The sequence below is a fragment of the Roseofilum capinflatum BLCC-M114 genome (assembly GCF_030068505.1).
GTDB lineage: Bacteria > Cyanobacteriota > Cyanobacteriia > Cyanobacteriales > Desertifilaceae > Roseofilum > Roseofilum capinflatum.
In genome coordinates this window covers 23,430-44,368 of record NZ_JAQOSO010000087.1, presented here as the reverse complement: position 1 = coordinate 44,368, position 20,939 = coordinate 23,430, and the positions used below count along the sequence as shown (strand labels likewise).

Genomic DNA, 20,939 nt, shown 5'->3' with positions numbered 1-20,939 from the left:
GATTTTTAATGAGGATATTTCCGCTTCGCGGACATGAATAAGCGGACTTGATATGACCCATTAGCCATTTTTCATTGATAGCGGAAAGCCTAATTTTTCCCGTTGCTCCAGATAGATGTGGGCAATTTTGCGGGCTAAAGTGCGGATTCTGCCGATATATCGCGTGCGTTCCGTTACAGCAATCACGCCCCTGGCATCCAGGAGATTAAAGCTATGGGAGCATTTGAGTACATAGTCTAAACCGGGAGTCACTAAGCCTTTGTCAATCAGTTGCGTGGCTTCTTGTTCGTAGAGTTCAAATAACTTAAACAGTAACTCTGGGTTGGAGGCTTGAAAATTGTAGGTACATTGCTCGATTTCCCCTTGTAGGTGAATGTCACCATAGTTTAGGCGATCGCTCCATTGAATCTCGGTGAGCGCTTCCACATTTTGCAAATACATGGCCAAACGCTCTAAACCATAGGTAATCTCAATGGCAACCGGATGGCAATCAATGCCCCCACATTGCTGAAAATAGGTAAATTGGGTCACTTCCATGCCATCGAGCCACACTTCCCAACCCACTCCCCAAGCACCCAGGGTGGGAGATTCCCAGTTATCTTCGACGAAGCGAATATCATGGTCTTCCGGTTGAATACCGAGAACCCGTAAGGAGTCGAGATAAAGATCCTGAATGTTATCGGGAGAGGGTTTCATCAGCACTTGATACTGATAATAGTGCTGGTAACGGTTGGGGTTTTCGCCATAGCGTCCATCCGTGGGACGACGACAGGGTTCTACATAAGCAACGAACCAAGGTTCTGGCCCGATCGCCCTGAGAAACGTATGGGGACTCATGGTTCCTGCCCCTTTCTCCGTATCATAGGGCTGAACCACCAAACACCCGCGATCGGCCCAAAACTGGTTTAAGGTAGAGATGACTGACTGAAAATTCATGCCCCAACTTTCCTCGATCAAGCACAACAGTCTCTATTCTCTCTCAAAAGGGGAATGGGAGGATGGAGAACTGGCGATCGCCCTATTCCCATATCCCTGTCCCCCATTCACCCCTCCCCACTTCCCCATGACCTTAATTACTCTCACCGATCGCTCTTTAGGGTTAGATACTCCCCCGATCGCCTTCACCCTACCTTTAACCGCTTGGGAGCGAACCCGCAGTCGCTATCAGACCCAAACCCCAGACGGCATCAGTGTTGAGTTACGATTACCCAGAGGCACAATACTCCAAGATGGCGACCTCTTGCAAACGGCGATCGCCGATACCTTGGTGCAAGTAATTGCCAAGCCGGAACCCGTATTAGAAGTCACCTCAGAAACGGCGATCGGTCTCCTGCGAGCCGCCTATCATCTCGGAAATCGTCATATCCCCGTCGAAATCACCCCAAACTACTTACGCTTAGAAGTCGATCTCGTCTTAAAAACCTTATTAGAACAACTCGGACTCAACGTCACCCAAAAAATCGCCCCCTTCCAGCCCGAACCAGGAGCCTATCACCATTAAACCCTTACCGAAAAATGGGTTTCTGATTGGGAATGACGATATCAAAATTTTTGGATCGTAATATAACGTTGGGAGTCTAGGGTTAACCAATCATCCTGGCGCAGCTCTTTCATCAACCGCGTCACCGTTACCCGAGTCGTGCCAATCGTATTCGCCAAATTCTGATGGGTCAACTTCACCGGTAAGCGTATTCCTTGTCCGTCTTTTGTCGGCTGGCCCATCTCCTGGGCTAATAATAACAGCAATTGTTCTAAGCGCTCTTTCACCCGCCGATGACCCACTAAAGCAAGAATTGCCTCAGTTTGCCGTAGACGACGATTCAATTGATGCCATAAACTGCGGCATAGAAGGGGGGATTTTTCCATTTCAGCCAGACTAAACCGCATTAACCCCACATGAGAAAGGGCAATAGCTTGATAACCCTCCATTTCCATCATGGTCAAGGGTAAACCAAACGGCATAGAAGGTACAGCAAAGCCTAACAACGATTCCTCACCATTGGCTTGAACCACACTTAAACTGACCACACCCCGGCAGACCACCCAAATATCGCTAGAATGCAAAGGGATCGTTTGGCCTGCCACAAAGTCTACTAAACTCCGACCTTGATAGAGGTCTTCGAGCAATTCACGGAACTGAATCTGAGGGTTAGAGGTCGGCAGAAATGAAGAAACCATGCCAAAATCCGGGTCTATTGAGTTAGTTCCCTTGCTAGTCTAGGACGTTACATTCACAAATAGGTAATCGTTAGGTTAAGCTTTGGTATAGTCCCCCCGATCGCCAGATCTCCCCATCTCTCGTTTACTCAGGCAACTTTCCTAAATGCACTCTTTCTTTGCACTACAATCTAAACGATCTCACCTTATCAATACTTTTTAGGCCATCGCCACCCCATTTGAAACTATGGTTAAAACCTTACAGGGAGGAAAATATACCCTTGACGAAGAACTCGGTCAAGGCGGGTTCGGATTAACATTTAAGGCAACTCATCATTATTTGCATCACGTCGTAGTAATTAAAACCCTAAATCAGTCAATCCGCAAACAACCCAATTTTCAGGAGTTTGTTCAGAAATTTCAAGATGAAGCTCGCCGGTTAGCCCTATGTGTGCATCCCCATATTGTGCGGGTGAGTGATTTCTTTACAGAAGATGGGATGCCCTATATGGTGATGGATTATATTCCAGGGCCCACATTAGCCGAATTAGTTCATCCCGATCGCCCCTTAAAGGAAGCCGTGGCCATCCATTATATCCGCCAAATTGGAGCCGCCCTAGAAGGAGTGCATCAGAAAGGCTTGTTACATCGGGATATAAAACCCCAAAACATCCTTCTCCGGGAAGGAACCCAAGAAGTTGTCCTAATTGATTTTGGTATTGCCAGGGAATACGAGCAAAACTTACCCCAAACCCATACCAGTTTAGTCTCAGAAGGTTATGCTCCTATCGAGCAGTATATGCGATCGCAGCGCCGCAGTGCCGCCACAGATGTCTATGGACTAGCGGCCACCCTCTATACCTTACTGACCGCCAGAATCCCCATCGCCTCTATTTTACGCGATCGCCACCAAATGCCCAGCCCCAGAGACTTACAACCCCATCTGAGTCCTGCCATTAACCAAGCCGTGCTGCGGGGAATGGCCCTCAATGCCGAAGACCGACCCCAAACCATACCCGAATGGCTTCAGTTATTGCCCCAAACCTCACTCACCGCTATTCCCACAACCCCCCAAAACACAACCCCCACCCCCTCATCCACCAGCCAAGCGGCAACCATTGCCTTGGTTCCCCCCTCTACACCTCGTCAGAGTCCTCCAGCTACATCAGGAACCGTCCCCCCCCAAACCACTACGGAACCTCGGCCGTCTGTTTGGCTACCTCTTGTGGTATTAGTGGCGATCGCTGCTTTAATCGGAGGAGTAACCGCCACCCTACAACTAGCCAACCGTCCCTCCGATCCCATCGCTTCCCCCAGTCCCCAACCCACCCCCTCACCCACCCCTAAACCTACCCCCTCGCCAACCCCTACTCCCTCACCCACCCCTCAACCCACTCCCTCGCCAACTCCCACCCCCTCACCCACCCCTCAACCCACCCCTCAACCCACTCCCTCTCCTACTCCTTTACCTCAACCCGTCCCCTCTCCCGTTCCCACCCCAGCCCCCTCTCCCGCACCCGTACCAACCCCCAGCCCCCAACCCACTCAACCCACTCCCCCTCCCGTCCCTAGAGGATTTCCCCCAGGAACCTCAGAAGCAGAAGTGCTAGAGGCCCTTGGAGAACCGACCCAGACCACATCAGGACTTTGGGGAACCGAAGCCATCAGTTATGATTTAGGCAAAATTCAATTAGGATATTTAATCGATGCCAATAGTCGCCAGATTCGACAAACCGAAGTCTCTTTTGACCCCACCATTGACCGATTTATCAGCCGGGTTCTGGTTAACGGTTTATTAGGCAGCAATGCACCTGTAGAAGTGATCGAGCAATTTGAGCGCGTCCGTCAAGGGCAAAGCCAATATTATGATTTCTCCCACGAAAACTTGAACGGTGTCATTCAACTCGAAAGTGATGGCCGCATTTATGTAGGGGTTTGGGATCAACAGTTGAAATAGTTATAGCGATTTGCGTGGGAGAATGGGTATTGACAGGAGAAGCCGGGTTACAGCAACCCAGCTTCTCCTGTATCAAAACGAATGGATTGAACCCCAATTACAACAAATACAACAGGGTAAACAGGACAATCCAAACCACATCAACGAAGTGCCAGTAAATCTCAGCCGCTTCTACACCAAAGTGAGACTCTTGGGAATAGTGACCTGAAATGCGCGATCGCCACAATACCCCCAAAATTAGCACCAATCCGAACAAAACATGCAAACCATGGAAGCCCGTCAGCACATAAAACGTACTCGCAAACACATTATCCGTTAAGCCAAAACTGAGATGGAAATACTCATACAACTGTCCCATGAGAAACACAATTCCCATCAGTGCCGTAATTCCAAACCACAGCCGCAAACCCTTTTCATCGCCCTTATTCTTAATCGCATCTCCAGCCTTATGAATCACAAAACTACTGGAGATCAGAATAATCGTATTAACGCCAGGTAAGAGCAATTCCAATTCCGTGCCTTCCGGTTGCCAATCGGGTGCAGTCAGCTTAAACGTCAGATAAGCGGCAAATAAGCCTAAAAAGATCATCGATTCCGCAATCAGGAACATCAAAATTCCAAATATGCGATGATCCGGATGCTCTTCATGATGGGATACGCCATGGGTTTCGTCAGCATACCCCATTACCGTTGCTGTAGCTTCAGCAGAACTTTGCATGTAAATTTTCCTCTTCTTGCGACAACTTTTAATTATTGCCCTCTCCCTAAATCCCTCTCCCAAGGGAGAGGGACTTTTACCCCCCTTCTCCCGTGGGAGAAGGCTTGCCCTGAGCGAAGCCGAAGGGGGCTGGGGGATGAGGGCAACCCCTCCTAATTATTGCCCTCTCCCTATATCCCTCTCCCAAGGGAGAGGGACTTGTGCCCCCCTTCTCCCGTGGGAGAAGGCTTGCCCTGAGCGAAGCCGAAGGGGGCTGGGGGATGAGGGCAACCCCCAACTATGCAGAGGGTTTCATTTCCGCTAACAACTCATCCACAGATTTTTCCTCTTCCGAAGCTTCCGTATCAATCCCATAATCATAGGGGCCAGACCAAAGAATTGGGGGTTCTAGGAAGTTTTCCACCGGAGGAGGAGAAGCGGTTAACCATTCTAGGGTTAAGCCATTCCAAGGGTTAGCGGGAGCGATGGAGCCAGCTAACCAACTCCAAACGGCATTAATTAAGAAGGGCAAAGTAGAAATTGCCAACAGAATAGATCCCACGGTACAGACCATGTTAACGGTGGCAAATTGCGGGTCGTATTCCGCTACCCGGCGAGGCATTCCTTGCAAGCCTAACCAGTGCATGGGGAGGAAGCAAAGATTAAAGCCAAGGAAGGTTAATACAAAATGCACCTTACCCCAAGTTTCATTGAGCATTCTACCCGTCATTTTGGGGAACCAGTGGTAAATTGCGCCATAGATGCCGAAGACACTACCACCGAAGAGGACATAGTGCAGGTGAGCGACAACAAAATAGGTGTCGTGAACGTGGATGTCAAAGGGGGCAGAAGCTAACATGATGCCGCTTAAGCCACCCACGACGAAGAGGGAAACGAAGCCCAAGGCAAAGAGCATGGCGCTATTGAGGCGAATTTTTCCGCCCCAAAGGGTAGCGAGCCAGCTAAAGACTTTGATTCCGGTGGGGACGGCGATAATCATGGTAGCGACCATGAAGAACATGCGTAACCAGCCGGGTGTGCCACTGGTAAACATATGGTGGGCCCAGACAATTAAGCCCAGGAAACTGATCACGAGGCTGGAATAGGCGATCGCCTTATACCCAAAGATCGGCTTACGTGAATGCACGGGAATAATCTCGGAAATTACACCAAACAGGGGCACAATCATGATGTACACCGCCGGATGGGAATAGAACCAGAACAAGTGTTGATAAACAATCGGATCGCCGCCACCGGTAGGATTAAAGAACGATGTCCCCGCCATTAAGTCAAAGGCTAACAACACCAGTGCGCCTGCTAAAACTGGGGTAGACATCAAAATGAGGATAGAAACAGAGACCGTTGCCCAGCAAAATAGGGGCATATCATAAATCCCCATACCCGGCATTCTCATGTTCACAATCGTGGTCATGAAGTTAATCCCCCCCAGAATTGAGGAGGTTCCCAACAGTAGCACGCTGATAATCCAAATAAATTCTCCGGCCTTATCCCCGGTGGTACTCAGAGGGGGATAGGAAGTCCAGCCTGCTCCGGGAGCGCCCACAAAGAAACTCGCCATGAGCAAAATGCCCCCTGGAATAATTAACCAGAAAGCAACTGCATTGAGTCGCGGGAAGGCCATATCTTTGGCCCCAATCATCAGAGGAACCAGATAGTTAGCTAAACCCGCTCCAGCAGGGACAATCCAAAGGAAAATCATCACGGTTCCATGAACCGTAAATAAACCGTTGTAGAGTTCGCGGCTGACAAAATCCACTTGTGGGGTTGCCAGTTCAGTACGAATACCAACGGCTAAGAGTCCTCCAAGGATATAGAAGACGAAAGATGTAACCAGGTATTGCATCCCGATTATTTTGTGGTCGGTGCTGAAGCTCAAGAAATCGCGCCAACTGGGGCGATAAGCTTCAACAGGGGCTGATTCTTGTGGTTGTGTCATAGAATAGGGAATAGGGAATAGGGAATAGGGAATAGGGAATAGGGAATAGGGAAACCAATTTTTCCCTTAGAAATCCCCATTTTAAGGAATGAGCTAGACCTGAGATTACAGGGAATGATGGTGTTCATGGCCCATAGCGCTCATGGCTTTCAGGGCACTCTCATCCATGCCCATTTCTTGGGTATAGGGGGCTAGGTACTCCTCCGAGGAGAGGTTAGCCACTGGGGTTCCGATATTTTCCACAGGCGCTGAGGCGATTTGCTCATTCACCCATTGGTCAAAGTCTTCTGCGGATTCGACAATGGTGGTCGTTCTCATGCCTCCATGGTAGGCTCCGCAGAGTTCTGCACAGACAACGGGATAGGTTCCCATTTCTCTGGGCCGCAGTCGCAGTTGGGTATCCCGTCCGGGGATGGCATCTTGTTTGACCCGGAATTGGGGTATCCACAGGGAGTGGATTACGTCGGCTGCTTTGATGTTGAGTTGCACATCTCGGTCTACGGGCATGTGCAGTTCTCCACTGACAATGCCGGTTTCTGGATAAGTAAAGATCCAGGCATATTGCAGGCCGAGAACGTCAACGACGAGATCGGCGGATTTGCCGATTTCCTTGGGATCTGCGCCAATGCCGATCGCCACTCGACGGTCTGCTTTTTCCACCATTGGTGCTTCCAGGGGCGCGGCTATGGCTGCTCCCTGCACATGGGCCATCTCTTGACCATGGTCATGGGAAGCCATCGGATCGAGTCCGCCCATATTCGTGTACACATCGAAGCTATACACCCCTAAGCCTAAAACAATCATGGCCGGAATGGCCGTCCAGACGATTTCTAGGGGAATATTGCCTTCAATCGGAGGGCCATCGGTTTCGTCACCCGGCCGCTGACGGAACTTAATGATTGAAAAGATCAGGATACCCTGAACCAGTAAAAACAGACCAATGGAAATGGTCATCATAGTATTAAATAACCCATCAATCCAAGGTGCTTCCTCGGAAGCAGCAACGGGCAACAAACCATGATTTTGACCAAACCAGAGGCTGATCAGGGTTAAGAAAATACCAGCGATTAAGGTAATAATGTTACTAGGAATATTCACGGTAATTATGCCGGTTAATCTTCAAAGGGTTTAACGATAGCGCATAGCGCTGGTAATGGGTAATCTGTAATCGGTAATGGCCAATGATAAGCCTCTCACTACAACCGTTTCAGTCATTGCCCATCATCATATCCCTTTTTAAGATAAGGGAGTTTTAACTTCTCTAATTTACGTTAGAGCAGGTCTTTTCGATCCAGGTGCTTTCTAAGATATCCTTAATATTTTTTTCAGGAAGGGTGGAGGAGATGGGGGGATGGGGAAGATCCCCAATTACTTGATTAAAAGTCTAGGGAGCGAGACGCTCCCACTCCAAAATATCCAAGGTGTTCAGGAGTGCGAGCATCTTGCTCGCTGCTTAACCCAACTGAATTCCTGAGAATCGAAAGAAAAACAAAAGCCTGGCTGAGATTGGCGATCGCCTAACTTAGAGTAGTAGACCAGTGGAATCCGGCCTGATGGTCTGAACCTCTGTCTTTGGTTGGTGAGCATTTTCTCACGAATTGATTAACATAGATCGATAATTTATTGCATAAACGAACTGTAGATATGGGCATGGCTAATTTCACCCTCCATGAGCAGATAGAATCAAAGCATCGCGTTCACCCTCAACAAAGAATCCTCAATTTACTCGTCAAGCTGGTGGTAGCCACAGTGCTGTTAATGGCAGTCGGTAGCGCCACCAGAGTCATGAATGCAGGTTTAGCTTGTCCAGACTGGCCCCTGTGTTATGGAACCTTAGTCCCCACCCAACAGATGAACCTACAGGTATTTCTAGAATGGTTCCATCGTCTGGATGCCAGTTTAATCGGCTTAGGGGCAATTTTCTTGATGGGTCTCTCCTGGTGGTATCGTCAGGAACTGCCCCGATGGTTACCCTGGGCCGCGACGGGGAGTTTAGGCTTAGTCGTATTTCAAGGACTGCTCGGAGGCCTAACAGTGACCGAACTGCTGCGGTTTGATATTGTGGCTGCTCACCTGGGAACAGCTCTCTTATTCTTCCTCAGTCTGGTGACCATCTGGATGCTGCTCTTACCCTATAGCGGCACAGGAGCCACGGGAAAACTCCCCTGGATGGGCACAGTAGCCGCCAGCTTGGTTTACATTCAAAGTATTTTAGGGGCACTGGTGGCATCCCAATGGGCCGTTCATCAATGCTTAGGTGGAAATCAACTCTGTGGCATTATGCATAGCCATATTGCTGGAGTCCTTCCTCCCATCATCACCACTGCTGTTCTGATTATTTGGGCCCGACGCACTCCTGCGCTTCATCCCCTACTACGGCGCTTAATTCACTATGCAGGAGCCTTTTTAGTTGTACAAATTCTGCTGGGGGTGGGAACCCTCTGGTTACACCTGCAAGTAGAACCCCTAACTGTCGCCCATCAAACTATTGGGGCCTGTTTATTGGGGATTTTAACGGCGTTTTCAGTTTTAGCATGGCGCGATAATGCGACCCATAGCTGAGGCAATATCCCAATGGTTCCCACATCTCCAGTAGGAACAACACTTTACCCATTGCCAATTACCAATTACCCGTTACCTGCGTAAAGCGCTCTATTTGATCTTATGCAAGACACCGCAAGAATTTCTGTCTCTTCTCTCCAACACACTCTTCTGGAGACCTGGCGAAACTACTATCAACTCACCAAACCTCGCATTATCCCCCTACTCCTGATTACCACAGCCGCGAGTATGTGGATGGCTTCAGAAGGCAATATCGATCCGATTCTTTTACTGGTAACTTTGACTGGGGGAACGTTAGCTGCTGCGTCTGCCCAAACTTTGAACTGCATTTATGACCTGGATATTGATTATGCCATGGTACGCACCCGCAAGCGTCCCCTTCCTTCTGGAAAAGTGCAACCGCGACATGCTCTGATTTTTGCCTTAATTCTGGCTGGATTATCTTTTGGGCTATTAACCCGATTTGCTAATCTGCAAGCGGCCCTTTTAGCGATGATGGGGATTGTGTTTTATATGGTGGTCTATACCCATATCCTCAAGCGCAATACCCCCCAAAATATTGTGATTGGCGGGGCGGCTGGCTCAATTCCTCCCTTAGTGGGTTGGGCAGCAGTGACGGGAGAGTTAAGTTGGGCGGCTTGGTTATTGTTTGCCCTTATTTTTCTCTGGACTCCACCTCATTTCTGGGCTTTAGCTTTAATGATTCGGGAAGATTATGCCACAGTTAATGTGCCGATGTTGCCTGTGGTGCAGGGAGAAGAGGTGACAGCCGAGCAAATTTGGATCTATTCTTTGTTGGTGGTTCCGGTTTCGTTGTTGTTGATTTATCCTTTGGGAGTCTGTGGAGCAGTCTATGGGGCATTTGCTCTGGTTTTAGGAGCAATTTTTCTTCAGAAAGCTTGGGCTTTATACCAAAATCCCAAGGATCTGCCGTTAGCCAAATCCATGTTTAAGTATTCGATTTTGTATATGATGGTATTGTGTACGGGAATGGCGATCGATAGCCTCCCCATTACCCATCAGATGGTACAAGCGTGTACGGGTCATTTAGAGACCTTGATGGGTATGGTTTGAGTCGGAGTTGAGATCGTTCATCTCTTGTCTGTTCTCTGTTGTTTGTTGCACCCGCTACGGCGGGTTTTTTCGTGTTTCGCCGGATTGGATATGACCGATGAGTGCCCAAAATGCTAGAAATAGACATAGTAGTGGGGTGAGCCAATCTCCCCGTTGGATGTATAAGGTTTGGGTGGTTCTGCGTTCAATGGTATCGGCGTGAATTTGATAGATGTTGCGATCGGAAATCCATCGGGTTTTACCATGATGTTCGACAATGGCTGAGTAGCCTGTGTTGGTGGCTCGAATGGTGGTACGATCGCTCTCTATGGCTCGTAGAACATCTTGAGCATGGTGTTGCCATTGCATGGCAGCGCTGTAGTGTGCATCGTTAGAAGCGGTGATGATAAATTCTCCCCCTTGTGCTGCTTGGCGGCGGAAAATTTGTGAAAAGGCAGAATCGTAACAAATGCCGACAATGGCTTGTCCTACGGGGGTTGGGATGATTTGATTGGCAGAGCCTTTAGCCAGTTGAGCCTCTAGGGGAGAGAGGCGGTTAATGAGTTGGCCGATTAGGGATTCAAAGGGGATATATTCTCCTAAAGGAACGAGTTTTATTTTGTCATATTGACTGATAATTGTTCCGGTTCCATCTAGGGTAAAGAGGCTATTGGTGAGGCGATCGCCTTTTTGCCCGAATGCACCCACCCAAGCTGGGGTTCCCCAGTCGCGGATGGCTTGGAGTAGAGGAGGATAACCTTGGTTCTGTTTTGTCCACAGAAAGGGGAGGGCGGTTTCGGGAGTCAGAACGATATCGACTCCTTGAGAGGCTAATTTTTTGTATCCTTGGGTATAACCGGCTAAGGCGTTTTGCCATCCTGGAGAATAGAGTTTGATTTCATTGGGGATATTGCCTTGAATGATGCCAATGTTGAAGGTTTTTCCGGTTTTTGAGGCTAAGGACTGCTGAGAGAGAAAATAACCGGTTGTATGGCTGGAAAGAAGCAGAAAAATTGCCCCAATTAGGATTGATTTATATGCGATTTTATGATATAATTTTTGGCTAATAAATTCGGCAACTAATCCATTTACAGCAACCAATACGGCGGTAATCGTATTTGGCCCTGAAAGTTGTCCGAGGTGCAAAATGGGGAGATTAAAGGGACTTTGGGTATAGGAGAGGGAACTCCACCAAAGATCGCTATGGCTCCAAAGGCCTTCTAAAAGACACCAAACGGTGGTTCCGAAGAGTACCGTATAGGTACTGTTTTTCTCGCGGGTAAAATGACTGAATACCAGTGCCCACAGACTGACTAGAGCGGTTCCCCAGAGGGTAATGAAGAGCCAAACCGTTAGGGCGATCGCCAAACTCGCGAACCAAGGAACGCCTAACCAGGTCATGGGATGGATTCCTGTAATCCAAAACAGAGCCACACCATGAAACCCACTTCCCCACACCAGAGCATAGCTGAAGGTTGCTTTCCAGGAACTAGAGCGCCTCACCAACACCCAAAGAGGGATTAAAGCGATCCAAGCTAACGGCCAAGCATTAACCGGAGCAGTAGTGATGCCCATCAGCAGCCCTCCAATCAGCGAGAGGGCTACAGTTGCCAAAGATTTAGCTTTCATGCTTGGTAAATATGGGGGCTTAGAGCGCTTTGCGCCCTCTGTGGGGGAGAAGTGGGAGCGTCTCGCTCCCTAGATTTTTAATTGATTTTATCGGAATTATTCCAAGTCGCGACGACCGGGGTTACGAGATGGGTCGCTAGATAGGAACCCAAAGACAAATAAAGCTACAAAGAAAAGGATAACGATATTAACAACGATTTTGAGCGTGAGCATTTATGTTTCTCCGAACAGATGGGCTTTGGATTATCATATCGAAATTTGGCTGAAAAACCTAGTCGAGGATATGGGCAGATGGAGAGAGCGCCCCTTACCGATTCAAACTTCCTCATTAAGCCAGCGCCAGACTTTAGTCACCTGTTGTTCCACTTGAACCAAGATGCGATCGAGCCAGAGTAAGAATTTTTCTGTGGGAGAGAGGATATATTGGTGGCTGGTGGCTTGGGTTTCGATATAGTCTGGTGTGGGTTCTGGAGCGTTAGAGGTTTGGGTTTGAGTCAAGGTGTTAGGTTGGGTGGGATCAGCCGTTCTACCAAATAGTTCCTCAGAGGTTAACCAAGGATCGTCGGTGTTGCTGGGTGCAGGTTGAGCAAGGGTTGGGTCAGAGGGAGTTCTGGGTTGAGTGGGTTGTTTAGAAGCTAGATCGAGATTGAACCCAGTGGGAGGATGGAGATCGAGGGAAGTGAGCCAAGGAGCATGAGCGGTGAGGGGGTTGGTTTGGGGTGGGGGTTGCAGTTGTCCGGTTTGAGATTCTCCAAAGCTGTCAATAGCAACGGCGACTCCCCCTTGTTCCATCCAAGCCATGAGTTGCCAAAATCGTCGTATGGGGGGGAAGAGGTGGGGCCGTTGGGCAAGGGTGGATAAGGGAATATGGGGTAGGGAATGGGGAGAGGGAGGGAGGAGTTTTTGGGCGATCGCCTCTTGCATGGTTTGCTGCTGTTGGGGCGTTAAAATGTCTAGGGTTTGATTGGTTTGGGAGATCAGGACTAATTTTCCTGAGTCGAGCTGACTGGCAATACCTTGCAGGAGTTGTCTAGACAGGCGATCGGGTGTAGGTCGAGTGGTTGAAGGCAGTTGGACGGGGGGATCGAGTTGAGTGAGTTCCGCTAAAATTTCTAAAATTGGGGTATCGGTTTCTGTCTCTTGGGGTTCTGGAGAGGCGAGCCAAGGGACGACTTTATGCTGGAATTGATGATTAATATAGCGTCCACTTTGAAAGAGCCAATAGATGGGATACACCATCACTTGGACAGTCCATTGTGTGGCCACTTTCAGGTGGCGTAGGGCGCGAGTTCCTCGATCGAGCCATTGCTGAGAATAGTGCTGAACCCAATTGAAGATTTGACTTTGATAGCGATCGCCTAGAGTCATCTTTTCCCCTCCCATTAACCCGTATGATGGTTTTATTCTATAGCATTTGCGCCATAGCCCGGATGGGGGATGGGAGGACATAGAGATAGCCCCTTTCCCATGCCCATAACTTAACTGGCGCTAGATTCAGCTTTCTGGGGAGGTCTCAGGATCAGATGAGACCTTATTCATGGTTCCGAGTTGGTCGCGCACATCATCAATGGTTTCATTGAGTTGGGCGATTTTGCTTTCTAGGCGGCGACGGGCGGCTTCAATTTCAGCATCGGCTCTAAAATCGAGATCGCCGTTTTTCAATTGGTTTTGAGGATTGCCATTTAAGATTTCATCTTCTAGGGTGTCATTGCGGCGATTGGCTAGGGTGGCCCCTAAAATACCGCCTAAAACACTCCCAACAAGGGAGCCGAGGAAAAATCCAGTGGCAAAGTTGTTATTAGATTGACTCATAGGATCGGGTGAGGTGAAGCTTTATTTCTAGGTTAACGGTTATGGGGGTTGAATTGCCAAAGGGCGATCGCGTTTAAGGGCTTTTTAAGTGCCAAAGGTGCGATCGCCGGCATCTCCTAATCCGGGTACAATAAATCCTTGTTGATTCAGTTCGGGGTCAATACAGGCGGTATACACCTTGAGAGCCGGATAATTTTCATTCAGCTTTTGTAAGGCTGGAGGGGCAGCGACTACAGAAACAATGCGGACAAACTGGGGATCGATTCCCCGTTGGGTGAGTTCCTGTAAAGCCAAGGTAATGCTCCCTCCTGTGGCTAACATGGGTTCGGGAATTAAAATCCGAGTTTCGGGGGCAAATGCTGGGGGCAGTTTGTTCAGGTAACAACTGGCTTGTAGGGTTTCTTCATTCCGAGCCAGTCCCAGATGGTAAACGTTGGCTAGAGGCAGTAGGGCTTGGGAGCCTTCGAGTAGAGCTAAACCCGCCCGGAGAATGGGAACCACGGCGACGGGAATTTCTGGGTTAACTAGGGTGGCTTCACAGGGAGCGAGGGGGGTTTCCAGGGTGGTTTGGAACGTGGGTAACCAGTCTCGAACCGCTTCGTAGGTGAGCCAGCGTCCCAGTTCCGTCATGGAGGTGCGAAAGAGGGCGTTAGGGGTTTGGCGATCGCGAGCAACCGCCAACCAATGTTGAATCAGGGGATGGGGAGGCACATGAACGTGCAGTTGAAAAGTCATGGGCGTGTGAGGATAAACCAAACAATAGTTTACAATTAAATCTTGGACTTCCAAATATTTATTTCCCTTCCTAGAGTCATGTCTGTTGAGTCTTCTTCCCCTGATTATGATGTTATTGTGATTGGTTCCGGTATTGGTGGACTGGTCACCGCCACCCAACTCGCTGCTAAAGGCGCTCAAGTTTTAGTCTTGGAAAGTTACTTAATTCCAGGGGGAAGTGCGGGCTATTTTGAGCGCAATGGCTATCGGTTTGACGTGGGAGCCTCGATGATTTTTGGCTTCGGGAAACAGGGAACGACCAATTTGCTCACCCGTGCCCTGGATGCGGTAGACATGACCTTGGAGACTTATCCCGATCCGGTACAAATCCATTATCATTTGCCAGGGGGCTTAGAGCTGAAAGTCCATCGGGACTATAAGGCGTTTATCCAAGAATTGGGCGATCGCTTCCCCCATGAACGAGACGGCATCCGTAAATTCTATGACGAATGCTGGCGCGTGTTTAATTGCCTCAATGCCATGGAACTCCTCTCCTTAGAAGAACCCCGATATTTAACGCGGGTCTTTTTCCAGCATCCCTTAGCCTGTCTCGGTTTAGTCAAATATCTACCGCAAAATGTGGGAGAAATTGCCCGTCGCTACATCCGCGATCCTCAACTGCTCAAATTTATCGACATTGAATGTTATTGTTGGTCAGTTGTCCCCGCCGAACTCACCCCCATGATCAACGCCGGAATGGTCTTTTCCGATCGCCATTATGGAGGCATTAACTATCCCAAAGGCGGAGTCGGACAAATTGCCCAAAAACTCGTCGAAGGACTCGAAAAAAAAGGCAGTACAATCCTCTACAAATCCAGAGTTAAACAAATTCTCCTCAAGAACAACAAAGCCGTAGGCGTAGAATTAGTCAACGGCAAACGCTACATGGCTCGTCGCGTCGTCTCCAATGCCACTCGCTGGAACACCTTTGAATCCCTACTGCCCTCCGAAACCCTACCCCCAGCCGAACAAAGTTGGCAAGAACGCTATCAAAAATCCCCCAGTTTCGTCAGCCTCCATTTAGGCGTTAAAGCCTCCGTTTTACCCCCAGGCACAGAATGCCACCATATCCTCCTCGAAGACTGGGAGAAAATGGAAACCTCCCACGGCACAATCTTCGTCTCCATTCCCACCTTACTCGATCCCAACTTAGCCCCCCCTGGTTATCATATTATCCACACCTTTACCCCCAGTTGGATCGACCAATGGCAAGGACTAACCCCGAAAAAATATGAAGCCCAAAAAGAAGAAATTGCCGATCAAATCATTGACCGCTTAGAAACCATTTTCCCCGGACTAGGAGATGGCTTAGACTACGAAGAAGTGGGCACACCCCGCACCCATCGACGCTTCCTCAATCGCCAAGATGGAACCTATGGCCCCATTCCCAAACGTAAGTTATTAGGATTATTAGGAATGCCCTTTAATCGTACCAGCATCCCTGGATTATATTGTGTCGGTGATAGCACGTTTCCCGGACAAGGCTTAAATGCAGTCGCCTTTTCTGGATTTGCTTGCGCTCACCGCATAGCCGTTGATTTGGGATTGTAGGGGTTGCCCTCATTCAATTCAAAATTAAAAATTGAGAAGTCACCTTTATCGACTTGCTTACCCTACTTTTTTATATGACTCAAGATTTCTCTATTTCTCGCCGCCAATTTCTACACCTAAGTTCCTTCGGATTAGGGGGTGGCTTACTCTCTACGTCCTCCCCTCCCAGCACAAAAAATCATTCGTTACACTCCATAAATTTTGCCCTCAGTTGGAAAGCTGAAGCTGAATATGGGGGATTTTATCAAGCTTTAGCAACTGGAATATATCAAAAACACGGCTTAGATGTAACCATCCGGCCAGTGAATCCCCAAACTAATAGCACTCAGCTACTCCTCGGCGGTGCGGTAGAGTTCAACATGGGAATTGCTCTCAATATTTTCAAAGCCATAGAAAAAAATATTCCCTTAATTACAGTTGCCTCCCTGTTTCAGAAAAATATTCAAGTGCTGTTAAGCCATCCAAAAGTGGGCAATGATTCCCTGGCTGACTTAAAAGGAAAACCCATTTTTATCTCTGCTGGGGCACGATTCACGTATTGGCCAATTTTGAAACAAAATTATGGATTTACAGATAATCAAATTCGCCCCTATAATTCTAATGTTACGCCATTTTTAGTCGATGAAACCTCTTCTCAACAGGGGGTTTTAACCTCTGAACCTTACACCATTGAACAAAAAGGAGGATTTAAGCCGATTGTGCATCTGTTGGCAGATGCGGGTTATAATCCCTATTCTTTTACGATTACAACCACGCGCAACTTAGTCAATAATTCTCCAGATTTAGTTCATCGATTTGTGGATGCGTCGATTCGGGGATGGTATAGTTATTTGGACGATCCGAAGCCGGGAAATCGGTTGATTAAAGAAGATAATCCTGAAATGACGGATGATTTACTCGATTATAGTTTTAGGAAGCTTAAGGAGTATGAGATTGTGACTGGGCGGGAGGCCAAAACGTTGGGTATTGGTGCGATGACGGATGAACGGTGGAAGCAATTTTTCCAATCAACGGTTGATTTGGGTATGGTGGATGCTGGGGTAGATTATCATCAGGCATATACCCTAAAGTTTGTGAATAAGGGAGTGGACTATTATAGCGCTTTGCGCTAGGGAATAGGGAATAGGGAATAGGGAATAGGGTTGTGGTACATGGCTTTGAGCCTTTAATACTGTACACCATAACAGCGCAAAGTGCTGTATCAACAGTCGGTTGAAGGGGGGAAGGATGGCTGTATGGAGTTGAAAAAACCGATCGCGACTCTAGAGGAGGTTGGCAAACGTTTCGATCGCCAAAATTGGGCGATCGCCGATCTGACTCTCAACCTCTATTCCTCAGAAATTCTCAGCCTCGTCGGGCCATCTGGATGTGGCAAAAGTACCCTGCTGCGCCTGATGTCTGGCTTAACTTCCCTCAGTTCTGGCACGCTCAACTGGGACAATTCAGGCCAGAAGCCTCAACTAGCGTTTGTGTTTCAAGATGCGGCTTTAATGCCTTGGGCTAAGGTGTGGCAGAATGTTTACTTACCGCTCAAACTGGCCGGTGTATCTCCGAAAAGTGCCCAGGCTCAGATTCAAGAAGCTCTAAAATTAGTGCAATTAGAACAAGTCTCTCAATCCTATCCCCGACAACTGTCCGGGGGGATGAAAATGCGAGTTTCTATTGCCAGAGCGCTGGTGAATAATCCGCAAGTGCTATTAATGGATGAGCCGTTTGCAGCCTTAGATGATATTACCCGCACCCAGTTAAATGATGAACTGTTAAATTTGTGGGGCCAAAAACAGTGGACAATTGTATTTGTCACCCACAATATCTATGAGGCGGTTTATTTATCCCATCGGGTGGTGGTGATGGGAACGGCTCCCGGACGCATTGTGGCGGAAATTCCCATTGATGAACCCTATCCCCGCGATCGCAGTTTTCGAGGGGCGATCGCCTATACTGAGTATTGTCAACAAGTCGCCACTGCCTTATCCCAAACAATTACTCCCCATTAGACTATGCCAGAATTGCGCCGTCTGTTTTCCCTAGAAACCCTCGCTCCCCTCGCTCTAGGAATATTCGTACTCTCCGTTTGGGAAATCTCCGTCTCCCTCACCCATACCCCTAGCTACATCCTACCGGGGCCAATTCTGATCGTAAAAACCCTAATTGCAGATGGCTCCATTCTCCTTCCTGCAACCCTAGTGACCTTCAAAATTACCCTCGTGGCCTTTCTGGTGGCCGTAGTTTCTGGGGTATTTCTGGCCATGATTATGGCGCAGAGCAAATGGATTGAAAAAAGTTTATATCCCTACGCGATTATACTGCAAACTATTCCCATGGCGGCGATCGCTCCCCTAATCATTATTTGGCTGCGTAATAATACCTTCGCCGCCCTCGTCATCTGCGCCTGGATTATCGCCTTTTTTCCCATCGTTTCTAACACTACCTTCGGCCTCAATAGCCTCGATCCAAACCTCAAAGACCTCTTCAAACTGTATCAAGCATCTCGATGGCAAACTTTGCTGTATCTCAGACTACCAAGCGCCCTCCCCTATTTCTTCGCCGGATTACGCATTAGTGGTGGATTAGCCTTAATTGGCGCTGTGGTTGCCGAAATTGTCGCGGGTACAGGAGGCATGAATTCAGGATTAGCCTACCAAATCCTGATCGCCAGCTACAACTTAGAAATACCCCGCATGTTTGCCGCCTTATTACTTATTAGTCTCTTGGGCATCTTCATTTTTATGGTTTTAAATCGTGTATCAAGCTTGATTTTAGGCCAATGGCATGAAAGTTCAACCCCATTAGACCGCTAAACTTCAGTATCTTCCGTATTTCTTCCCAAAACAATCTTAAGAAAACATAAAAAATCAGAGAAAACACTGGATTTTTATCCGCAAAAGTGCCAGAATATGGTGTTATCAGAACATAAGCATAAAAGCTTAAGATCTATACATTTTTCCATCACATCTTCCACAACATCAGTGCTTGACGGGCTTGGAGAAATGCATAGGATCGCTGGCCACGACGATAGCAATGGTGCAGTTCATCATTTGGGAGATCCATATTATGATTCGCGAAGTCGTTCAACAAGCGCTCTCTACGGGATATCTGAGCTTGGCTGATGAGGAGCGTCTACGGGCACTGATGCTGAAACCCTATGGTTTAGAAGACCTTCGCGCCTTCTGGAAATTACAACGAGCCACCATGGAAGGGTATGTTAAGCAGGAATCCCGTGAGATGAGACAAGCTTGCTTAATTGGTTGAGAATACACAGATGATCGGGACAAGTTGATAATGGGGTTGCCAATATCCGGAAAAGTACGGAATCATAGGGTAGAACCCTGTAGATCTCTGTAGATCTCTAGAAATCTGTATTCCTTAGCCATAAAGTTTCACGGAATCATCATGAATCAACGTCATCTGTCCCTTGGGTTAGCCTCTCCCCTAAGTTTAGGTCTGATACTAACAGCATTGACCGCTACCCCGTCTGAATCTGCCCATGCCGCTACCTTAAGCGGTGTGAAATGGGATGGTTCATCCACGAGCTTGACCTGGGATGAGAGCAACGCCGTAACTGGAGGGTCGATAATCGATGGAACCCTTAACTCTTGGGGTTCAGGCTTGAGTGGAGTGTTGGACAGTAGCCAAACCGTGGGTGGAATTCTCGGAAAAGGATCGGGAACTTTCGTCGATTTGGGACAAAATGGGAATGTTGGCATTATTGAGTTGGATTGGGGCGGTAACCTCCTAGCCAACGAAGAAGGCGATGACCTAGTTGTGTATGAAAATGGGGGGGTTGGAGAGCCGGAAGCCTTCGCTGTTTCGGTTCGCAAAGCTGGAGAAACGGATTTTAGCGAGTATCTCTACCAGTTTAGCGATCATTTCTCTCCGACCTATGAAGTGTTTGCCACGGTCTTCGATTTAAGTTTATTTGGGTTAGGTGTAGGCGAAGCCATTGATGGGATGCGGATTCGCAATCTCGCTCCCAATGATTTAGTGACGGGGAGTGAGGGTCAAGGATTTCTCGGTGGCGGTTATACGGCTTTAACCCATGCTGGAGGGAGTGGTTTCGATCTCAGCAGTAAACTCGATGCTGATATTACTTATGTGGCAGGACTTAATGATGTCTTTGCTGCGCCAGCACCACCGGTTCCTACTCCAGACCCCGAACCCGTTCTGACCCCCCCTGCATATGAGAGTCCGTCTCAGGTTCCTGAACCCTCTGCTCTTGTGGGTTTAGTGGCTGTAGGATTGATAGGTTTAGGAACTCGGTTAAGAGGGCGTAAGCGTTAAGTCGGGTTGGGTTAAGTTTGTTGCAGAAGGGTGACCGCATAGGCGGCGATCGCTTCTTCTCGACCGACTGGGCCGAGTTTCTCGTTGGTGGTGGCTTTAATGCTGACTTGATCGGGTTGTAGGTTTAAGAGGGTTGAGAGGCGATCGCCCATTGCCGATAAATGAGGCTTCAGTTTTGGGCGCTCGGCCACCACTACAGAATCAATATTCACCACCTGCCAACCTCGGTCAAGCAGTAAACCATTGACCTCATGGAGGAGTTTGAGGCTATCGGCTCCTTTCCACTGCGGGTCACTGGGGGGAAAATAATGGCCAATGTCTCCCAAGCTTAAGGCTCCGAGCATAGCATCCATAATTGCATGGGTCAACACATCGGCATCGCTATGGCCGACTAATCCGAGTTCATGAGGAATATTCACCCCTCCTAAAATTAAGGGGCGGTCTGGGCCGAGTTGATGGATATCGTAACCGTTGCCGATCCGAATGTTCATAGGTGGTAGTGGGAAAGT

At 48.5% G+C, this 20,939-nt stretch carries 21 protein-coding genes; 10 read left to right on the top strand and 11 right to left on the bottom strand.

Annotation, left to right across the window (positions count from 1 at the left end):
• Positions 1-60: 60 nt before the first annotated feature.
• The gene (gene glyQ / locus PMG25_RS16395) at positions 61-936 is read right to left on the bottom strand and encodes a glycine--tRNA ligase subunit alpha (protein WP_283767973.1); all 876 of its coding nucleotides are present in this window, start codon (positions 934-936) and stop codon (positions 61-63) included.
• On the opposite strand from glyQ, the gene ureE reads away from it, so the two are divergent.
• On the top strand, positions 935-1,501 hold the full coding sequence (ureE, locus tag PMG25_RS16390; RefSeq protein WP_283767972.1) for an urease accessory protein UreE: 567 nt from the start codon (positions 935-937) through the stop codon (positions 1,499-1,501). The two genes, glyQ and ureE, sit on opposite strands and share 2 nt — an antisense overlap.
• Before the next feature lie 41 nt (positions 1,502-1,542).
• On the opposite strand, the gene PMG25_RS16385 is transcribed toward ureE, so the two are convergent.
• Complete coding sequence (locus PMG25_RS16385; RefSeq protein WP_283767971.1) at positions 1,543-2,178, bottom strand: Crp/Fnr family transcriptional regulator; 636 nt, start codon at positions 2,176-2,178, stop codon at positions 1,543-1,545.
• Between the two features lie 226 nt (positions 2,179-2,404).
• On the opposite strand from PMG25_RS16385, the gene PMG25_RS16380 reads away from it, so the two are divergent.
• Positions 2,405-4,114: a serine/threonine protein kinase gene (locus PMG25_RS16380; protein WP_283767970.1), complete on the top strand. Its 1,710-nt coding sequence runs from the start codon at positions 2,405-2,407 to the stop codon at positions 4,112-4,114.
• Between the two features lie 97 nt (positions 4,115-4,211).
• Here the strand turns inward: PMG25_RS16380 and PMG25_RS16375 are convergent, their stop codons facing one another.
• The 3 genes from PMG25_RS16375 to PMG25_RS16365 all read right to left on the bottom strand — a co-directional run bounded on the left by PMG25_RS16375 (position 4,212) and on the right by PMG25_RS16365 (position 7,866).
• Complete coding sequence (locus PMG25_RS16375) at positions 4,212-4,832, bottom strand: cytochrome c oxidase subunit 3 (RefSeq protein ID WP_430540974.1); 621 nt, start codon at positions 4,830-4,832, stop codon at positions 4,212-4,214.
• A gap of 277 nt (positions 4,833-5,109) precedes the next feature.
• Positions 5,110-6,768 (bottom strand): cytochrome c oxidase subunit I, encoded by a 1,659-nt coding sequence (gene ctaD, locus PMG25_RS16370; protein ID WP_283767969.1) that lies wholly within the window; start codon positions 6,766-6,768, stop codon positions 5,110-5,112.
• 105 nt (positions 6,769-6,873) lie between these two features.
• Positions 6,874-7,866 carry a cytochrome c oxidase subunit II gene (locus PMG25_RS16365; protein WP_283767968.1) on the bottom strand — a complete coding sequence of 331 codons (993 nt, stop codon included), beginning with the start codon at positions 7,864-7,866 and terminating at the stop codon, positions 6,874-6,876.
• A 552-nt stretch (positions 7,867-8,418) separates the two neighbouring features.
• Here PMG25_RS16365 and PMG25_RS16360 point away from each other — a divergent pair.
• Both PMG25_RS16360 and PMG25_RS16355 read left to right on the top strand, forming a co-directional pair.
• Positions 8,419-9,330 (top strand): COX15/CtaA family protein, encoded by a 912-nt coding sequence (locus PMG25_RS16360; RefSeq protein ID WP_283767967.1) that lies wholly within the window; start codon positions 8,419-8,421, stop codon positions 9,328-9,330.
• 102 nt (positions 9,331-9,432) lie between these two features.
• Complete coding sequence (locus tag PMG25_RS16355; protein ID WP_283767966.1) at positions 9,433-10,404, top strand: heme o synthase; 972 nt, start codon at positions 9,433-9,435, stop codon at positions 10,402-10,404.
• A gap of 54 nt (positions 10,405-10,458) precedes the next feature.
• Here PMG25_RS16355 and lnt read toward each other — a convergent pair whose 3' ends face one another.
• From lnt to upp, 5 genes are all read right to left on the bottom strand, one after another.
• Complete coding sequence (gene lnt, locus PMG25_RS16350; protein ID WP_283767965.1) at positions 10,459-12,012, bottom strand: apolipoprotein N-acyltransferase; 1,554 nt, start codon at positions 12,010-12,012, stop codon at positions 10,459-10,461.
• A gap of 96 nt (positions 12,013-12,108) precedes the next feature.
• Positions 12,109-12,225, bottom strand: a complete 117-nt coding sequence (locus PMG25_RS16345) for a photosystem II reaction center protein I (protein WP_283767964.1) — start codon at positions 12,223-12,225, stop codon at positions 12,109-12,111.
• 102 nt (positions 12,226-12,327) lie between these two features.
• A complete protein-coding gene (locus tag PMG25_RS16340) occupies positions 12,328-13,380 on the bottom strand; it encodes a hypothetical protein (protein ID WP_283767963.1) in 1,053 nt (350 codons plus the stop codon).
• Between the two features lie 126 nt (positions 13,381-13,506).
• Complete coding sequence (locus PMG25_RS16335; RefSeq protein WP_283767962.1) at positions 13,507-13,824, bottom strand: ssl2009 family thylakoid membrane protein; 318 nt, start codon at positions 13,822-13,824, stop codon at positions 13,507-13,509.
• An 84-nt stretch (positions 13,825-13,908) separates the two neighbouring features.
• The gene (upp, locus tag PMG25_RS16330) at positions 13,909-14,559 is read right to left on the bottom strand and encodes a uracil phosphoribosyltransferase (protein ID WP_283767961.1); all 651 of its coding nucleotides are present in this window, start codon (positions 14,557-14,559) and stop codon (positions 13,909-13,911) included.
• A gap of 78 nt (positions 14,560-14,637) precedes the next feature.
• Here upp and crtH point away from each other — a divergent pair, with 78 nt between their 5' ends.
• The 6 genes from crtH to PMG25_RS16300 all read left to right on the top strand — a co-directional run bounded on the left by crtH (position 14,638) and on the right by PMG25_RS16300 (position 20,430).
• Positions 14,638-16,149: a carotenoid isomerase gene (crtH, locus tag PMG25_RS16325; RefSeq protein WP_283767960.1), complete on the top strand. Its 1,512-nt coding sequence runs from the start codon at positions 14,638-14,640 to the stop codon at positions 16,147-16,149.
• A 74-nt stretch (positions 16,150-16,223) separates the two neighbouring features.
• Entirely contained in the window at positions 16,224-17,261 is a 1,038-nt protein-coding gene (locus tag PMG25_RS16320) for an ABC transporter substrate-binding protein (RefSeq protein WP_283767959.1), read from the top strand.
• A 123-nt stretch (positions 17,262-17,384) separates the two neighbouring features.
• A complete protein-coding gene (locus tag PMG25_RS16315) occupies positions 17,385-18,146 on the top strand; it encodes an ABC transporter ATP-binding protein (protein ID WP_430540975.1) in 762 nt (253 codons plus the stop codon).
• Positions 18,147-18,149: 3 nt separating this feature from the next.
• Positions 18,150-18,950, top strand: a complete 801-nt coding sequence (locus PMG25_RS16310) for an ABC transporter permease (protein WP_283767957.1) — start codon at positions 18,150-18,152, stop codon at positions 18,948-18,950.
• A gap of 253 nt (positions 18,951-19,203) precedes the next feature.
• Positions 19,204-19,401 (top strand): hypothetical protein, encoded by a 198-nt coding sequence (locus PMG25_RS16305; protein ID WP_283767956.1) that lies wholly within the window; start codon positions 19,204-19,206, stop codon positions 19,399-19,401.
• Between the two features lie 141 nt (positions 19,402-19,542).
• Positions 19,543-20,430, top strand: a complete 888-nt coding sequence (locus PMG25_RS16300; RefSeq protein ID WP_283767955.1) for a PEP-CTERM sorting domain-containing protein — start codon at positions 19,543-19,545, stop codon at positions 20,428-20,430.
• Between the two features lie 11 nt (positions 20,431-20,441).
• On the opposite strand, the gene ispF is transcribed toward PMG25_RS16300, so the two are convergent.
• Complete coding sequence (ispF, locus tag PMG25_RS16295) at positions 20,442-20,921, bottom strand: 2-C-methyl-D-erythritol 2,4-cyclodiphosphate synthase (RefSeq protein WP_283767954.1); 480 nt, start codon at positions 20,919-20,921, stop codon at positions 20,442-20,444.
• Positions 20,922-20,939: the final 18 nt, after the last annotated feature.

Bases quoted from the DNA above. Each gene is read 5' to 3' on its own strand.
- ureE (WP_283767972.1), top strand. From the start codon at position 935: ATGCCCCAACTTTCCTCGATCAAGCACAACAGTCTCTATTCTCTCTCA.
- glyQ (WP_283767973.1), bottom strand. From the start codon at position 936: ATGAATTTTCAGTCAGTCATCTCTACCTTAAACCAGTTTTGGGCCGAT.
- PMG25_RS16385 (WP_283767971.1), bottom strand. From the start codon at position 2,178: ATGGTTTCTTCATTTCTGCCGACCTCTAACCCTCAGATTCAGTTCCGT.
- PMG25_RS16380 (WP_283767970.1), top strand. From the start codon at position 2,405: ATGGTTAAAACCTTACAGGGAGGAAAATATACCCTTGACGAAGAACTC.
- PMG25_RS16375 (WP_430540974.1), bottom strand. From the start codon at position 4,832: ATGCAAAGTTCTGCTGAAGCTACAGCAACGGTAATGGGGTATGCTGAC.
- ctaD (WP_283767969.1), bottom strand. From the start codon at position 6,768: ATGACACAACCACAAGAATCAGCCCCTGTTGAAGCTTATCGCCCCAGT.
- PMG25_RS16360 (WP_283767967.1), top strand. From the start codon at position 8,419: ATGGCTAATTTCACCCTCCATGAGCAGATAGAATCAAAGCATCGCGTT.
- PMG25_RS16355 (WP_283767966.1), top strand. From the start codon at position 9,433: ATGCAAGACACCGCAAGAATTTCTGTCTCTTCTCTCCAACACACTCTT.
- lnt (WP_283767965.1), bottom strand. From the start codon at position 12,012: ATGAAAGCTAAATCTTTGGCAACTGTAGCCCTCTCGCTGATTGGAGGG.
- PMG25_RS16345 (WP_283767964.1), bottom strand. From the start codon at position 12,225: ATGCTCACGCTCAAAATCGTTGTTAATATCGTTATCCTTTTCTTTGTA.
- PMG25_RS16340 (WP_283767963.1), bottom strand. From the start codon at position 13,380: ATGACTCTAGGCGATCGCTATCAAAGTCAAATCTTCAATTGGGTTCAG.
- PMG25_RS16335 (WP_283767962.1), bottom strand. From the start codon at position 13,824: ATGAGTCAATCTAATAACAACTTTGCCACTGGATTTTTCCTCGGCTCC.
- upp (WP_283767961.1), bottom strand. From the start codon at position 14,559: ATGACTTTTCAACTGCACGTTCATGTGCCTCCCCATCCCCTGATTCAA.
- crtH (WP_283767960.1), top strand. From the start codon at position 14,638: ATGTCTGTTGAGTCTTCTTCCCCTGATTATGATGTTATTGTGATTGGT.
- PMG25_RS16320 (WP_283767959.1), top strand. From the start codon at position 16,224: ATGACTCAAGATTTCTCTATTTCTCGCCGCCAATTTCTACACCTAAGT.
- PMG25_RS16315 (WP_430540975.1), top strand. From the start codon at position 17,385: ATGGAGTTGAAAAAACCGATCGCGACTCTAGAGGAGGTTGGCAAACGT.
- PMG25_RS16310 (WP_283767957.1), top strand. From the start codon at position 18,150: ATGCCAGAATTGCGCCGTCTGTTTTCCCTAGAAACCCTCGCTCCCCTC.
- PMG25_RS16305 (WP_283767956.1), top strand. From the start codon at position 19,204: ATGATTCGCGAAGTCGTTCAACAAGCGCTCTCTACGGGATATCTGAGC.
- PMG25_RS16300 (WP_283767955.1), top strand. From the start codon at position 19,543: ATGAATCAACGTCATCTGTCCCTTGGGTTAGCCTCTCCCCTAAGTTTA.
- ispF (WP_283767954.1), bottom strand. From the start codon at position 20,921: ATGAACATTCGGATCGGCAACGGTTACGATATCCATCAACTCGGCCCA.